At 63.0% G+C, this 15,910-nt stretch carries 14 protein-coding genes; 10 read left to right on the forward strand and 4 right to left on the reverse strand.

Going from position 1 to position 15,910, the window contains the following annotated elements; genetic code table 11:
- Positions 1-273 precede the first annotated feature (273 nt).
- Together ACU5AZ_RS11880 and ACU5AZ_RS11885 are read left to right on the forward strand one after the other, a co-directional pair.
- A complete protein-coding gene (locus ACU5AZ_RS11880) occupies positions 274-942 on the forward strand; it encodes a haloacid dehalogenase type II (protein ID WP_446822572.1) in 669 nt (222 codons plus the stop codon).
- A 15-nt stretch (positions 943-957) separates the two neighbouring features.
- Positions 958-2,232, forward strand: coding sequence for an NAD(P)/FAD-dependent oxidoreductase (locus tag ACU5AZ_RS11885; RefSeq protein ID WP_446822573.1), 1,275 nt, complete (start codon positions 958-960; stop codon positions 2,230-2,232).
- Positions 2,233-2,344: 112 nt separating this feature from the next.
- Here the strand turns inward: ACU5AZ_RS11885 and ACU5AZ_RS11890 are convergent, their stop codons facing one another.
- Genes ACU5AZ_RS11890 through ACU5AZ_RS11900 form a run of 3 tightly spaced genes read right to left on the reverse strand, consistent with a single transcriptional unit; the run spans position 2,345 to position 5,817 of the window.
- On the reverse strand, positions 2,345-3,802 hold the full coding sequence (locus ACU5AZ_RS11890; RefSeq protein WP_446822574.1) for an NAD-dependent succinate-semialdehyde dehydrogenase: 1,458 nt from the start codon (positions 3,800-3,802) through the stop codon (positions 2,345-2,347).
- Between the two features lie 4 nt (positions 3,803-3,806).
- On the reverse strand, positions 3,807-4,862 hold the full coding sequence (locus ACU5AZ_RS11895; protein ID WP_446822575.1) for a tartrate dehydrogenase: 1,056 nt from the start codon (positions 4,860-4,862) through the stop codon (positions 3,807-3,809).
- A gap of 31 nt (positions 4,863-4,893) precedes the next feature.
- On the reverse strand, positions 4,894-5,817 hold the full coding sequence (locus ACU5AZ_RS11900; RefSeq protein ID WP_446822576.1) for a 2-hydroxyacid dehydrogenase: 924 nt from the start codon (positions 5,815-5,817) through the stop codon (positions 4,894-4,896).
- A gap of 308 nt (positions 5,818-6,125) precedes the next feature.
- Here ACU5AZ_RS11900 and ACU5AZ_RS11905 point away from each other — a divergent pair, with 308 nt between their 5' ends.
- The gene (locus ACU5AZ_RS11905; protein ID WP_446825999.1) at positions 6,126-7,016 is read left to right on the forward strand and encodes a GNAT family N-acetyltransferase; all 891 of its coding nucleotides are present in this window, start codon (positions 6,126-6,128) and stop codon (positions 7,014-7,016) included.
- Here ACU5AZ_RS11905 and ACU5AZ_RS11910 read toward each other — a convergent pair.
- Entirely contained in the window at positions 6,997-7,974 is a 978-nt protein-coding gene (locus ACU5AZ_RS11910) for a LysR family transcriptional regulator (RefSeq protein ID WP_446822577.1), read from the reverse strand. The two genes, ACU5AZ_RS11905 and ACU5AZ_RS11910, sit on opposite strands and share 20 nt — an antisense overlap.
- 233 nt (positions 7,975-8,207) lie before the next feature.
- Between ACU5AZ_RS11910 and ACU5AZ_RS11915 the strand changes: the two genes are divergently transcribed.
- The 7 genes from ACU5AZ_RS11915 (at position 8,208) to ACU5AZ_RS11945 (ending at position 15,909) form a co-directional block, all read left to right on the forward strand.
- Positions 8,208-9,299 carry an ABC transporter ATP-binding protein gene (locus ACU5AZ_RS11915; protein WP_446822578.1) on the forward strand — a complete coding sequence of 364 codons (1,092 nt, stop codon included), beginning with the start codon at positions 8,208-8,210 and terminating at the stop codon, positions 9,297-9,299.
- A 37-nt stretch (positions 9,300-9,336) separates the two neighbouring features.
- Positions 9,337-10,068 (forward strand): HAD family hydrolase, encoded by a 732-nt coding sequence (locus ACU5AZ_RS11920; protein ID WP_446822579.1) that lies wholly within the window; start codon positions 9,337-9,339, stop codon positions 10,066-10,068.
- A 43-nt stretch (positions 10,069-10,111) separates the two neighbouring features.
- Complete coding sequence (locus tag ACU5AZ_RS11925; RefSeq protein ID WP_446822580.1) at positions 10,112-11,419, forward strand: NAD(P)/FAD-dependent oxidoreductase; 1,308 nt, start codon at positions 10,112-10,114, stop codon at positions 11,417-11,419.
- Between the two features lie 61 nt (positions 11,420-11,480).
- Positions 11,481-12,521, forward strand: a complete 1,041-nt coding sequence (locus ACU5AZ_RS11930) for an ABC transporter substrate-binding protein (RefSeq protein WP_446822581.1) — start codon at positions 11,481-11,483, stop codon at positions 12,519-12,521.
- Positions 12,522-12,545: 24 nt separating this feature from the next.
- Positions 12,546-13,418: an ABC transporter permease gene (locus ACU5AZ_RS11935; protein WP_446822582.1), complete on the forward strand. Its 873-nt coding sequence runs from the start codon at positions 12,546-12,548 to the stop codon at positions 13,416-13,418.
- Between the two features lie 3 nt (positions 13,419-13,421).
- On the forward strand, positions 13,422-14,210 hold the full coding sequence (locus tag ACU5AZ_RS11940; protein WP_446822583.1) for an ABC transporter permease: 789 nt from the start codon (positions 13,422-13,424) through the stop codon (positions 14,208-14,210).
- 4 nt (positions 14,211-14,214) lie between these two features.
- Entirely contained in the window at positions 14,215-15,909 is a 1,695-nt protein-coding gene (locus ACU5AZ_RS11945) for a GMC family oxidoreductase (protein WP_446822584.1), read from the forward strand.
- The last annotated feature ends 1 nt before the right edge of the window (position 15,910 follow it).

Raw genomic sequence — 15,910 nt, forward strand, 5'->3', positions numbered from 1 at the left:
AAGGGGAAGCTAATCATCTGAATGGCGCGGCCGGCGCACTATCTTTCGCCGAAGCCGCCCCCCAGTGCCGCATCTTATGCTGCAATCCCCGCAAACTGGGCGCCTGCGTGGGGTTAAGAAGGGCCGCTTCGGGAGTTTGCCGTGCAATAGTCTGCCAAACGGGATGGCAGATTAACAACATTGTGCTTCGGGGAGCGCCCCATTCGGACAGCCGGCGCTGGAGGCCTGTCCTATGATCATGGCAACGAAATGCGACGCCAGAGGAAGAACGTCATGGCCCCCTTTCGCCCGAAGTACATTACGTTCGATTGCTACGGCACGTTGATCAATTTCGACATGGCGGGTGCGGCCCGCGACCTTTATGGCGACCGGCTCGACGAGCAGGCCATGCAGAAATTCATCCGGAATTTCTCCGCCTATCGCCTCGACGAGATCATGGGTGCATGGAAGCCATACGCAGACGTCATCCACAATTCGCTCTCGCGGGCCTGCAAGGCGAATGGCGTGACCTTCCGGGATGAGGATGCGCGGATGGTGCATGAGCGCGTGCCCAGCTGGGGACCACATGCGGACGTGCCGGCCGGCCTTGCCCGTGTCGCCAAGGAAATACCGCTCGTCATCCTGTCCAACGCCATGAACTCGCAGATCATGTCGAATGTCGAAAAGCTCGGCGCGCCTTTCCACAAGGTCTGCACGGCCGAGCAGGCCCAGGCCTACAAGCCGCGCTTCCAGGCATTCGAATACATGCTGGACATGCTCGGTTGCGGCCCGGAGGACATCCTGCACTGCTCGTCCTCCTTCCGCTATGACCTGATGTCGGCCCATGATCTCGGCATCCGGAACAAGGTCTGGGTCAATCGCGGTCACGAGCCGGCGAACCCCTATTACGGCTATACCGAGATTGCCGGCATTCACGACCTGCCGGGCGTGGTCGGTCTATAAAGGAAAGTCCAAGCGATGAAATTCGTCTCCTATTGGCACGATACGGCGCCGACGTTTGCCGGTGCCGCCCCGGGTCCGGTCAGCGGGCACTACGATGTCGCCGTCATCGGCGCGGGCTTTACCGGGCTTGCTGCGGCGCGGCAGCTGGCCAAGGCCGGGGCGAAGGTCGTCGTGCTGGAGGCGGAGCGCGTCGGCTTTGGCGCCTCCGGCCGCAATGGCGGTCATCTCAACAACGGATTGGCGCACAGCTATCTCGCCGCCAAGGCCGAACTCGGCAAGGAGCGCGCGATCGCGCTCTATCACGCGCTGGACGATTCCATCGACACCATCGAGACGTTGATCGCGGAAGAGGGGATCGACTGCAATTTCCGCCGCGCCGGCAAATTGAAGCTTGCGTCCAAGCCCAGGCATTTCGATGCGATCGCGCGCAATTTCGAGGTGCTGCACGAGGAATGCGATCCCGATACGGCGCTCTTGTCGCCGGGAGACCTGAAAGACGAGGTCGGGTCGCCCTTCCATGGCGCGATGCTGTCGAAGAAGGGCGCCATGATGCATATGGGCCGCTATGTCGCCGGTCTTGCGGAGGCCGCGGCGCGACATGGCGCGACAATCTTCGAGCGGACCACTGTGACCGGGCACGTCGAGGTCAACGGTCTCCATACCCTGCAAACCTCACGCGGTGCGGTGACGGCCGCCAATATCATCGTTGCGACCGGGGCCTATACGACCAAGAACTTCAGCTGGTTCCGCCGTCGCATCATTGCCATCGGCAGCTTCCTGATCGCCACCCGGCCGCTGATGGAAAGCGAAGCCCGGGCGGTCATGCCGGGCAACCGCACCTGCGTCAACACGATGAATATCGGCAATTACTGGCGGCTTTCCCCCGACAATCGCCTGATCTTCGGCGGCCGCGCCCGCTTCTCGGCGACGTCCGACCAGCGCTCGGATTCGAGGAGCGGCGAGATCCTGCGCGAAAGCATGGATCGGATCTTCCCGCAGCTGAAGGGCGTCGACATCGACTATTGCTGGGGCGGGCTCGTCGACATGACGGCCGACCGTTTCCCGCGCGCCGGCTACCATGACGGGCTGTGGTACGCCATGGGTTATTCAGGCCATGGCGCGCAGCTCTCGACCCATCTCGGCATGATGGTGGCCGACGCCATTCTCGGCCGCGCCGACCGCAATCCGATGCGCGACTACCCTTGGCCTGCCGTTCCCGGCCATTTCGGCAAGCCCTGGTTCCTGCCGCTGGTCGGCCAGTATTACAAGATGCTCGACAGGTTCCAGTAGCCCATCCCAGCCAGACTCAAGGCGCGGATTGCTTGCAGTCTGCGCCTTCTTTTTGTCGTCTCGCGGGAACGAAGAAAGGGCGGTTCAGCGACCGCCCTCATAATATATCCGCTCAGGCCAGCCCGCCCATATGGAAGCTCTTCGATTCCAGATACTCCTCGATGCCCATCTGGGCGCCCTCGCGGCCGAGACCGGATTGCTTGACGCCGCCGAAGGGAGCGACCTCCATCGAGATGACGCCGGTGTTGAGCGCCACCATGCCGAACTCCAGCGCCTCGCCGACCCGCCAGGCGCGCTTCATGTTCTCCGTATAGAAATAGGAGGCGAGGCCGAAGGGCGTTCCGTTGGCGATGGCGATCGCCTCTTCTTCAGTTTCGAAGCGGAACAGGGGGGCGACCGGACCGAAGGTCTCTTCGGTCGCAAGCTGCATTTCGGTCGTTGCGCCCGTGAGCACGATCGGGGCGGTGTATTGCCGGCCATTCGGCATGGCAGGAGTCTCGGTGATGATCTTCGCGCCCTTGTCGAGTGCATCGGCCACATGGCGCTCGATCTTGTCGATGGCGGCACTGTTGATCATCGGCCCGATGGAGACGCCGGCTTCCGTGCCGGGGCCGACCTTCATGGCCTCGACGCGGGCCTTGAGCCTGGCGGCGAAGGCGTCATAGACGCCCGACTGCACGAGAATGCGGTTGGCGCAGACGCAGGTCTGGCCGCCGTTGCGGAACTTCGACGCCAGCGCACCCTCGATGGCAATATCGAGATCGGCGTCGTCGAAGACGATGAACGGGGCATTGCCGCCGAGCTCGAGGCTCAACCGCTTCACGCTGTCGGCCGCGCCGCGCATCAGCAGCGAGCCGACGCGGGTCGAGCCGGTAAACGAGATCTTGCGGACAGTCTCGTTCGCCATGATTTCGTTACCGATATCCGTCGGCATGCCCGTGACGATATTGATGACGCCAGCCGGAATGCCGGCCCGTTCCGCAAGCACGCCGAGTGCCAGCGCCGAATAGGGGGTGAACTCGGAGGGCTTGATGACGACGGTGCAGCCGGCGGCGAGCGCAGGCGCCACCTTGCGGGTGATCATGGCATTGGGGAAATTCCACGGCGTGATGATGCCGCAGACGCCGACCGCTTCCTTCAGCACCAGAATGCGGCGGTCGCGCGCGGGACTTGGAATGGTGTGGCCGTTGATGCGGCGGGCTTCCTCGGAAAACCATTTGACGAAGGATGCGCCGTAGCGAATTTCGCCGCGCGCCTCGTCCAGCGGCTTTCCCTGTTCGCAAGTCAGGATCAGCGCCAGGTCATCGAGGTTTTCGATCATCAGGTCGAACCATTTTTCGAGAAGCAGCGCGCGCTCCGCATTGGTCTTTGCCTTCCAGCTCTTGAAGGCGGCATCGGCCGCCGCAATCGCCGCGCGGGTCTCCTCGCCGCCCATGTCTGGTACGGTGCCGATCGCATCCTGCGTTGCCGGATTGATGACGTCGACAGTCTTGCCGGAGCGGGCAACGACCCATTCGCCGTTGATGAGACCGGCCTGACGCAGCAGGTCCGTGTCCTTGATGTTGAGCATGGATTTATCCTTCGGAGGAGGTGAGCGTATCGATGATCGCGGCGGTGATCGCATCCGTGGTGTCCTTGCTGGGGACGGTGCCGATGCCGTGTCCTGTGACCGCGGAAAGAGCGGCCATGACCTTGTTCGCGGCTTCCTTCTCGCCCAAGTGTTCCAGCATCATCGCGCCGGACCAGACGGCGGCCATCGGATTGGCGATCCCCTTCCCGGCGATGTCAGGTGCGGAGCCATGAACGGGTTCGAACATGGACGGTGCGGAGCGGTCGGGGTTGATGTTGGCGGACGCCGCGAAGCCGAGGCCGCCCTGGATGGCGGCGCCAAGGTCGGTCAGGATATCGCCGAAGAGATTGGAGGCGACGATGACGTCGAGGCTTTCGGGTGCCATGACCATGCGCGCGGCAAGTGCATCGACGTGGTAGCTCGTCACCTCGACGTCGGGATATTCGGCGGCGAGCGTCCGCGTGATCTCGTCCCAGAACACCATCGAGTATTTCTGCGCATTCGACTTGGTGACGGAAGCGAGTTTGCCGCGTCTTGCGCGTGCCTGCTCGAAGCCGAAGCGGATGATGCGCTCGACACCGGTACGGGTGAAGATCGAGGTCTCGACGGCGACTTCATTGCCCATGCCCTGGTGGACGCGCCCGCCGGCTCCCGAATACTCGCCCTCGGTATTTTCCCGGATGCAGAGGATGTCGAAGCCTTCGGCCTTCAGGGGACCGTGCACGCCGGGCAGCAGCCGGTGCGGGCGGATGTTGGCGTATTGCACGAAGGCCTTGCGGATCGGGAGCAGCAGTCCGTGGAGCGAGACTGCGTCCGGCACTTCCGCCGGCCAGCCGACCGCGCCGAGAAAAATGGCGTCGAAGGGACGCAACGTCTCGATGCCGTCCTCCGGCATCATCCGGCCGGTCTGTTTATAGAATGCGCAGGACCAGGGAAATTCCGTGCCTTCGAGCCTGATGCCGGAGATACCGGCGACTGTCTGCAGCACGGTCCATGCGGCGTCGGTGACATCACGCCCGATGCCGTCGCCGGGGATCAATGCAATCTTGTATGTGTTCATTGTGGGTACTTTCCTAAAGGCTGGCCTCGGTTCAGTAGCCGCGCGCACGGTCGACAAGGCCGATCGGCTCCTGTCCGGCGAGATGACGCCTGATGTTGTCGATGACAGCGCGTGCCGCGGTTTCCGGCTGGGTCACGCTGGCAATGTGTGGCGTCAGCATGATCTTCGGGTGGCTCCAGAAGGGGTGGTCCTCCTGCAAGGGTTCGGGATCGGTGACGTCGATCATGGCGGCGGCGATATGATCCGCGTCGAGGGCCGCAATGAGCGCGTCCTGATCGAGTTGCGGGCCACGACCGACATGGATCAGTGCAGCGCCTTCAGGAAGCTTCCGGAACAATGCGGCATTCATGAAGCCACGGGTCTCCGAGGTCAGCGGCAGCAGGCAGACAAGGATGTCCGTCGTCGCGAGCATGGTCTCAAGGCCGGCGTCGCCGTGGTGGCATGCGACGCCGTCAATGGTTCGCGGGCTGCGGCTCCAACCGGACAGAGGAAAGCCGAGCGGCTTCAGGCGTTCCAGGACGGCCTGCCCAAGCGTGCCGAGACCGAGGACGCCGATCCGTCGCTCCGTGGCCTGCAGCTGTGGCAGCGGTGACCAGACCTTGCGCTTCTGCTGGTCGAGATAGAGTGGCAGATTGCGGTGCAGAGCGAGAGCCGCCAGCAGCACGTATTCCTGCATCATCCGAACGATTCCGTCCTCGACCATCCGCACGATCTTGACGTGCTCGGGAACGCTCGAGCCACTGAACTGATCGACGCCGGCGCCGATCGAGAAGAGGATTTCGAGATTGCGGTAGCGTGCGAGATCTTCGGGCACCGTCCACGTGATCAGATACCGCACCGTCTCCGGATCGACGCCTGAGGGATCCATGCTGAAGGGAACATCGGGCAGATCCCTGGCGAAGGCCGCCGCAAAGATCGCACCACGCTCGGCGTCCGAGTTGAAGAGAAAGGTCATCAGACTTGCTTCCTTGTGCTGCTGTCCGCGCGCTTGCTTTCCGCATTGAATTCGTCCTGCCTGCAGTCGCGTTAACGAATTGCCCCGGCGGGCATTCGCTGGTTGCGACATGTTTCGGCTTATCCTCAGAATGTGCCGCATCGGGCAGGATTCCATGCCGAAGCCGCAGTCGTTTCGGCGGAATGTTGTGTTTCGGATGAATATTCGGGCGAATTATATGGCGGGCCGAATGTATGGTGATGGCGGGAGGCCAGCAATGGCTGCGTCAGTATCAGAAGCATTTCGAGGATTTGTCAGTGGCTGAATCGATGAAGCCAAGCGAAATACTCCAGATCGATGCTTTCGCCATGCAGATCGGCGACGTCCGGACTGCGGACCTCGAGCAGCTTCATGCGCTGTCGATCTCTGTCGGCTGGCCGCATCGCGGCGAGGACTGGCAGTTTCTTCGCGAGGTTGGCGAGGGCGTGGTCGCGACCGACGAGATCGGTCGGATCATGAGCTCGGCGATGTGGTTTCGCCAGTCGCACGATCTGGCGACGATGGGAATGGTGATCACCTCGCCCCGACTGCAGACCCAGGGAACCGGTCTCTGGCTGATGAAATACGCGCTTGACGATCTGGGCGGCGTCAATCTGCGCCTCAACGCCACCCGTGCTGCCCAGCGGCTTTATCATTCGCTTGGTTTCAGGCCCGAGAAGACCGTCTATCAGTGCCAGGGGATCATCACTGCCTTGCCCGCAGAACAGACGACGCCGCAGGACGTCCGCCTGCTGACGGAGGAGGATCTTGCCGCGGCCACCGCGCTCGATACCATGGCATTCGGCGTGGCGCGGGCGGCCCTGATGGCCAGGCTCTTCGGTCATTCGCGCGGCTACGGCCTGTTCCGCGACGGCACCCTGCAAGCCTTCGCACTCTGTCGGCGTTTCGGCCGCGGCCACGTCGTCGGTCCGCTCGTCGCCGCCGGCGACGAGGATGCCATGGCCGTGATATTGCCGCATATCCGCGAGCACGAGGGCGGGTTCCTTCGGCTCGACACGCATCTTGAGGGTGGCGAATTCGCCGAGCTTGTTGTCAACAGCGGCATGATGGTTTTCGACACCGTCCTGACGATGTCGCTCGGCAAGACCTTGCAGGATTTTACGACCGGTTCGCCCGACGCCCCCCAGACCTATACGCTGGTCAGCCAGACACTCGGCTAGTCGCGGCGCCCTGCCTGTCAATGTCGATGTTCAGCGACGGATACAGGGCTCCGACCGCCTTCACATCCGCCCTCAGCTCAGCAATCAGCCAGTCGCGAACGTTGCCGACGATCGCACGCGCCGGCTTGTCGCGCAGCCGAACGAGGTGAGACTGCCTGCCCGTGATCATAAGCTGCTCGCGGGCCGGCACGAGCGCCCGCGTCTTCAGCCAGTGAGCGACGACGTTCATCCAGCCAAGCGCCACCCCCTGTCCGAGGAGGGCTGCCTGGACCACGATGGCATAGTCCGAGAAAATCATCGAATTGAGAGCCTCGCCGTCGGTTGCGGGCATGAACAGTTTCGACCAGTCCGGCTGGGCGTCGCTGAGATTGATCGTCGTATCCGGCATGCGGCCCATGCCGGCGCCTGATCCGCGGTGGCTGTCGATATAGCCGGGGCTGCAGATCGGCAGCAGGATTTCCGGCATGATGAAGGCGGCCTCGTGCCTTTCGTCCGGTCCATCGACAAAGCGCATGCCGAGATCGACGTCGTTGACGGGGCCGGAAAGCGCCCCCATCACCAGCTGGAACCGCAGGTCGACCGCCGGGAATTCCTTCTTGAACTCGGCCATGCGCGGCATCATCCAATGGGTGGTGAAGCCGGTGGAGACCGAGAGAGACACCGTCTCGATGCCGGTCCGGCGATCCTCGATCTCGCGCAACGCATTCTCGATTCCGGCAAAACCGCGCGCGATCGCATCGAACAGCAGCTGACCCGCCTCGGTCAGCGATACGCCGCCCGGCTGGCGAAGAAACAAAGTCGTATCAAGATGTTCCTCAAGGCGCGACATCATGCGGCTGACCGCGGCCGGCGTGACGTTCAGCTCGTCGGCCGCGCGGGAGAAGCTGCCGCAACGCGCGGCGGCCTCGAAAGTAAAGAGGCCATTCATGGATGGCAGGGAGCGTCGCAGATATGGCATTACATTATGTAACACCATGGAGAATTTTTTTCAATTGCGCATCGCCACCTTGTTTGGTCTTCTGCTCGTCAATGAGGGCAGAAGACCTTCCGTATTCAAGGGGTAACGTTTTGGTCTGAAGGCGTTTGCGGCTGATGTCGCGATCGACCGTCGTTCCATGTCCGTTTCTACAAGAGATTGCTTTTCCGCTTTGGCTTGATGCCGAAGGCGATGGAATTTTGCTGTGGAATCATATGATTGAAGAACACGACAAGGAACGCGTTGGCGTTTCCATCAGACAGGCGAGCAAGGTTTACGGGGGCTTTAGGGCGCTCGACAATGTCAACCTTGATGTCGCACCCGGTGAGTTCGTATCCGTTCTCGGCCCATCCGGCTCCGGCAAGACGACCTTGCTCGGCATTCTCGGCGGCTTCGTTCAGCCGACATCCGGAAAGATCTTTTTGGGCAATCGCGACATTACATTTGAGCCGCCGCATAAACGGGAAATTGGCATCGTCTTCCAGAACTATGCGCTGTTCCCGCATATGAGCGTTGGCGAGAACATCACCTTTCCCCTGCGGGCGCGCCGCCTGCCAAAATCGACGTGGCCGGCAAAGCTGAAATCGGCACTCGAGATGGTCGAGCTGGCGGGTTACGAGAACCGCAAGATCCACGAGCTTTCCGGCGGCCAGCGCCAGCGCGTCGCACTTGCCCGTGCGATGATCTTCGAACCCGGACTGATCCTGATGGACGAGCCGCTCTCGGCGCTCGACAAGCAGTTGCGCGAGACGATGCAGATCGAGCTGAAGCGCCTGCACCAGCGCCTCTCCGCGACGATCGTCTATGTCACGCACGACCAGCGCGAGGCGCTGACGATGAGCGACCGCGTGGCTATCATGAACGAGGGCCGGCTGGTGCAGGTCGACACGCCCGAGCGCCTGCACGACCATCCCGTCAATGCCTTCGTCGCCCGCTTCATCGGCGAGGCAACGTTGTTACCGGTCCGGCGCGAAAGCGACGACAGTGTGCGTCTCAAGGGGCAGGTTCTCAGGACCGCCCATCGCGTGCCCGACGGTGGCAACCTGCATCTCGTCGTCCACTCCGAGAAGCTCGTGCTGGCCGACGGGACAGAGCCCGAAGCAAGCAATCGGCTGGCCGGCACCGTTACGGATACGCTTTACCAGGGTGAAAGCGTCCGTGTCTTCGTCAGGCTCGATGACGGCGAGGAACTGAGTTTCAGGCTTCCCAGCAACCATGCCGGCCGCGCGCAGATGAAATCACCGGGCGAGGCGATCACGCTGGCGCTCCACCCAGAAGACACCGTCATCGTTCCCGAAGCGGGCTGACGGCTCCCATTCATTGCAGACAACAAGGATGAAAACCATGCAACTCACGCAATTCAAGGTCATGACCTTCGATGTGGTCGGCACTTTGATCGATTTCGAAAGCGGCGTGCTCAACGCGGTGCGCGCGCTGGGCGGCGAGAAGGCCGCCAAGGCCACCGATGACGAGATTTTCGAGCCCTACAAGCGCGGCCGCGACAAGTTCTACGGTCGCTCCTCCTCTGCCATGAAGGATGTCTACCTGTCGCTCGCCGAAGAGACGGGGTTCAAGAGTGACGACGCCACCGCCGATGCCTTCCAGCTTTCCGTGCTGCGCTGGCCGGCCTTCGCCGATTCCGTCGAGGCGCTGGCCCGGCTGCGCAAGAATTTCCGTCTCGTTGCCATGACCAATGCCGACCGGACTGCGTTCTCCGCCTATTCGGATACGCTCGGCAATCCGTTCCACGACAGTATTACCTGTGATGAAACCGGCTGCGCCAAGCCCAATCCGCAGTTCTTCGCCTACAACAAGGGCCGCCAGTCCGCTTTCGGCTTCCAGCAGTCGGAAATCCTGCATGTTGCCCAGAGCCAGCACCACGATATCGGCGTCGCCCGCGAACTCGGCTACACGACGTGCTGGATCGAGCGTCGCCAAGGCCAGCAAGGCTTTGGCGGTACGCCGGAGCCGAAGGTTCTGACCAAGCCCGATTTCCACTTCTCCACCCTCAAGCAGCTGGCCGATGCGGTCGATGCCGAACTCGCCGCGGGCGTCGCGACCGTCGCTGCCGCCTGAACGGAGACATAGCAGCCAGCCAGTACGAGAACGAGCAAGCCTGATGACCGAGCCCCTTCCTCCCTATCCCGACATTCAGTCCCTGTGGCAGGAGACGGCGTCGAGCCGTCCGGCCTTCGACCGGCTGTCGGGCGGTCATCGGGTTGACATCGCCATCGTCGGCGGCGGCTACACCGGCCTGTCGACGGCCCGTTATCTCGCCCGCCGCGGACTTTCCGCGGTGGTGCTGGAGGCGAACCGGATCGGCTGGGGCGCAAGCGGCCGCAATGGCGGGGTCGTCTCGGGAAAGTTCCGGCTGTCCTTCGCCGACATCGCCGCGCGCCACGGCCTTGATACCGCCCGGCGCATGCACGATCTCGGCATCGAGGCGATCGACCATGTGGGCGAGCTGGTATCGGACTACGGCATTGCGGCTGCCGATTACCGGGCCTCCGGCTCGCTTCGCTGCGCCCACAATCAGGTTTCCCTCGACGGGCTGAAGAAAGAGGTCGAGTGGCTGCGCGGAACGCTCGGCGATAGCGCCTGCACGATCCTCTCGCCCGGGGACATGGAAGCCGAGACCGGTTCGCGCGATTTCGTCGGCGGCATGCTCAACACCCATGGCGGCATCATCCATCCGCTGAACTTCGCGCTCGGACTGGCCGCCGGCCTGAAGGCGGAGGGCATCGCCATTTGCGAGACGTCGCCGGTGACGGCGATCCGGCGAGACCGGGATGGCGTCGTTCTCGAACTTCCCGACGGCACGGTGACGGCCCGTCAGGTCGTCATCGCCACCAATTCCTATTCCGACCTGACACCGGCGACTTCGGCCGTCCGCAAATCCATTATTCCCTTCCGTTCGGCGATGATTGCAACGGAGCCGCTGACCGGCACGGCCGGCGAGGGGCTCTTGCCGAAAGGGCGCAGCTATACCGAGACGCGCAGGATGATGCGCTGGTTCCGCAAGGCGGGTGACCGGCTGATGTATGGCGGCCGCGGCGCGTTCGGCAAGGCCGATTCGGAAAGCGCCTTCGCGGCGCTGCACAAGGGCATGGTGCGCCAGTTCCCGGAGCTGCAGACGGTTTCGGTCACGCATCGCTGGTCGGGTCTCGTGGCAATGACCATGGACAGCATTCCCCATCTCGGCCGGCTCGACGACCGCATCGTCTACGCCATGGGCTACAACGGCACGGGAGTCGCCATGGCGTCGAACATGGGCCGTCACGTCGCCGCCCTGGTGGCCGGAGAGGCACCCGATCTCGGACTTCTGACCGCAGGTCCGCTGAAGCCCGTTCCATTCTATCCCATCAGGGAACCAGCCGTCCGGCTCGTCGCCGGATGGTACCAGTTCCTGGATGCAATCGGGCGCTAAGACCCGCAAGTCGCATGCCATCAAGGGGCTCTACCCCATCAATAATGAGGAGAACGACGCAATGAAATACAAGCTTTCCGTGATCGCGCTGTCTGCAGGCGCCACAATCTTCACCGCCGGCATGGCCTCCGCCGAGCAGATCACCTTTGTCTCGCAAGGCGGCGCCTACCAGGAAGCCCAGACCAAGGCCATTCTCGACCCGGTTGCAAAGCTGCTCGGCATCACCGTCAACCAGGACAGTTCGCCTGACGCCTGGCCGGTCATCAAGACCCAGGCCACATCCGGCAAGATCATCTGGGACGTGGTCGACACCCCGACGAAGGACTGCATCCGCGGCGGCGAACAGGGAATGATCGAGAAGCTCGATTTTTCCAAGATCCCCAATGCCGAGAAAATGCCGGCAGAATACAAGAGCCCGTATTCTGCCGCCTACGAGTTCTATTCGAGCGTGCTGGCCTACAACAAGGACAAATTCGGTGACAATCCCCCCAAGACATGGGTCGATTTCTGGGATGTGAAGAAGTTCCCGGGGACGCGGGCACTGCGCAACCATCCGCTGGCGACGCTCGAAGCAGCGCTGCTTGCGGACGGCGTGCCGGCTGACAAGCTCTACCCGCTCGACGTCGACCGCGCCTTCAAGAAGCTCGAGGAGATCAAGCCGTACATCTCGGTCTGGTGGACGTCGGGCGCGCAATCGGCCCAGTTGCTGGCTGACGGAGAGGTGGACATGGAGATGGCCTGGAACGGCCGCGTGTCGGCCATCGTCAAGGAGGGCGCGCCGATCGGTCACTCCTTCAACCAGGGCTTCCTGCAGTACACGTCGCTCTGCATCCTGAAAGGGGCGCCGAACCTCGACACCGCCGTCAAATTCGTCAATGCGGCCCTGACGCCGGACATCCAGGCGAATTTCCCTGCCTATATCGATTATGGCCCGGGCAATCCCGAGGCCTACAAGACCGGCAAGATCTCGCCGGAGCGCGCCGCTGAAATGCCGAGCTCTCCGGAGAACGCCGCCCTTCAGGTGCTGGTTTCGGTTGACTGGTGGAGTTCCCCGGCAGGCGAGGATGCGCAGAAGCGCTGGGCCGAGTTCATCCAGCAGTAATCACACCGGTCCGGAGGGTCATTGATGACGCAGCCGACACTAACCCCGTCTGAACTGCACGACCGGCGCGAGCAGAGACTCATGCTGATCCTGCTGACGCCGGCCGTCCTTGTCGTCGTCGCACTGCTGGTCCTGCCGCTTTTGTGGCTGGCCTGGCAGTCGATACGCCAGGACGGGGGCTTTACGCTCGCGCATTATCAGCGGTTTCTGACGGATGCGGTCTATTGGAAGACCTTCCTGCAAACCTTCCGCATCGCGGCCATCGTCACGCTGATGACCGTGTTGCTCGGTTATCCCGTCGCCTATGTGGCGGCGGGGTTGCCACAGCGCTGGAGCATTCTCGTTCTGGCGATGGTCCTGCTGCCGTTCTGGACCTCGGTGCTGGTCCGCGCCTATGCGTGGCTCATTCTGCTGCAGCGCAACGGCATCATCAATTCCGCGCTGACGGGATCCGGTTTGATCGACACGCCGCTGAAGCTCGTCAACAACGAGTTCGGCACCGTCATCGCCACGATCCATATCCTGCTGCCCTTCATGGTCCTGCCGCTCTATGCGACGATGAAAAAGATTCCCGGCGAGCTGACACTGGCCGGCGCCAGCCTGGGCGGCACGCCGCTGCATGTCTTCACGCGTGTCTTCCTGCCGCTTTCGCTGCCGGGCATGATCGCCGGCATGGTGTTGGTCTTCGTGCTGACATTGGGCTTCTACATCACGCCCGAGCTGCTCGGCGGAGGGCGCACCTACATGGTCTCGATGCTCGTCTCCCGCAACATTGAAGTCTACAACGAGTGGGGCGCCGCCTCGTCGATCAGCGTGGTGCTGATGGCCTGCGTGTTCCTGATCTTCCGCCTGGCGAGCCTGCTCATCCCCTTTGAACGCATCATGGGAACGAGGTGACGCATGAGCCTTCCGAAAATTCTCCTTTACGGCTTCGTTGCCCTCATCCTCGCCGGGCTGATCATCCCGATCCTCATCATCCTGCCGATGTCCTTCTCCGGCGCGCGCTTTCTCGCGTTTCCGCCGCCGTCCTGGTCATTGCGCTGGTACGAGGAATATCTGACAAGCGCCTCATGGATGCAGGCGACACGCGTCAGCCTGATCGTCGCGGTTTGCGCCTCGGTCGTCGCCACCGTCTTCGGCACCGCCGCGGCCTATGCGCTGAACCTCACGCAGTCGCGCCTCGTGCGCAGCCTGCAGGCGCTGCTGCTGCTGCCGCTGATCGTGCCGATCGTCATCACCGCCGTCGGCGTCTTTCTCGTCTACGCCCAAGTCGGCTTGCTGGCCTCGATGACCGGCCTGATCCTCGCCAATGTCATGCTTGGCCTGCCCTACGTAGTCACCTCCGTTCTCGTCGGCCTGCGCAAGTTCGACCATACGCAGGAGATGGTTTCGCGCAGCCTCGGCATGAACCGCTGGCGCACATTCTTCGCCGTGACGCTGCCGCAGATCCGGCCGAGCGTGATCTCCGGGCTTCTGTTCGCCTTCATCTCGGCGCTCGACGAGACCGTGGTCTCGCTGTTCATCTCCGGCGGCCAATACCAGACCCTGACGAAGAAGATGTTCACCGCGCTTCGCGACGAGATCGATCCGACGATCGCCTCGATCAGTTCGCTGCTGACGACGATCTCCTTCATCCTGCTGATGCTGGCGGCGCTGAATGCACGCTCGGCCGAGCGTTCGCAGGGCTAGCCGCATGATCGTGGACCATCTGATCCTGGGTGGCGGTTCGGCCGGTTGCGTGCTGGCCGCCCGGCTTTCCGCCGATCCGAAGCGAACGGTGGTGCTGGTCGAAGCGGGTCGCAACATTTCAGCGGACGACATCCCGGACGACATCCGCAGCCGCTATCCCGGCAGGGCCTATCTCGACACGCGCAATATCTGGTCGCAGCTGACGGCCCTGATGGGCTATTCCCGCTCCAATGTCTCATCCCGATCCTCGCGCCGCTATGAGCAAGCCCGGCTCCTCGGCGGAGGTTCGGCCATCAATGCGCTGATGGCCAATCGCGGGGCGCCAGCCGATTACGCCGAATGGCAGGCGCTCGGAGCCGACGGCTGGAGTTGGGATGAGTGCCTGCCCTATTTCCTCAGGATCGAGACGGATCGGGACTTCGAAGGGCCGCTGCACGGGCAGGACGGCCCGCTGACGATCCGCCGCATTTCGGATGACCGGATCTCGCCCTTCGTCGACCGGGTGATGAAGACACTCGACCGGCGCGGCCACCCGATCCGGGCAGACCAGAACGGCATCTGGGAGGACGGCGCTTTCCGTGGCGCCATTGCGGTCAGCGATCGGGGTGAACGGCTGCCGACGTCGCTCGCCTATCTCACCCCCGATGTCCGCAAGCGTCCCAATCTGCGGATCATCACCGAGAGCGTTGCGGAACGCATCCTGTTTGGTGGTCGCCGCGCCATCGGGGCCGCGCTTTCCGGCGCGGCGACCGAAACCGTCCTTGCGAACGAGGTGATCGTTTCGGCCGGCGCCATACACACCCCGGCGCTGCTGATGCGGTCCGGCATAGGGCCCGTCGGCGAACTCGTCTCGGCTGGGATCGACGTGATCGCGGCGCGCAGCGGCGTGGGTCGCAAGCTGATGGAACATCCCTCCATCGCCGTCGCCGCCTACCTTCCGCCGTACATGCGTGTCCGTGACCCCGCAGAGCATCACGAGCAGGCGATCTGGCGCTTCTCCTCGGGCCTGGAGGGCGCGCCTGCTGGCGACATGCACGCCGCGATCCTGTCCCGGTCCGGATGGCATTCGGTCGGCATGCGTCTCGGCAGCCTGTTCTTCTGGGTCAACAAATCCTACTCGCGCGGGTCCGTGCGGCTTTCTGCGTCCGACCCGCACGGTGAACCAGACGTCGACTTTCGCATGCTGAACGACGAGCGGGATCTCGTCCGTCTCAAGTTTGCCCTGCGGATGGGCGCCGAAGCGCTAGCGGACCCTCATATGGACGGCCATCGCGGCACCGTCTTTCCGTCCAGCTATTCACCGCGCGTCGCCAGGGTTGCCGCGCCGGGCAGGTGGAACGCATTGCAGCGTGGCATGCTGTCCGGCCTGCTCGACGTGGCAGGGCCGTTCCGCGCGGCGCTGGTGCATTCGGCCATTACCCTCGGCACCACCATGGAAGGGCTGCTTAACGACGACGCGGCGCTGACGGAATTCGTCCGCCGCCATGTCGGCGGCACCTGGCATCCGTCGGGCACCTGCCGGATGGGACACGCTGACGACGATGCGGCGGTCACGTCGCCAACCGGGCGTGTGCACGGCGTCGAGGGCTTGCGTGTCTGCGACGCCTCGCTGATGCCGTCAATTCCGTGTGCGAACACCAACATTCCGACAATTATGATTGCCGAGCGCGTCGCAGACTTTATTCTGGCGGGCCGCTGAA

This window comes from Rhizobium sp. PAMB 3182 (genome assembly GCF_052908355.1).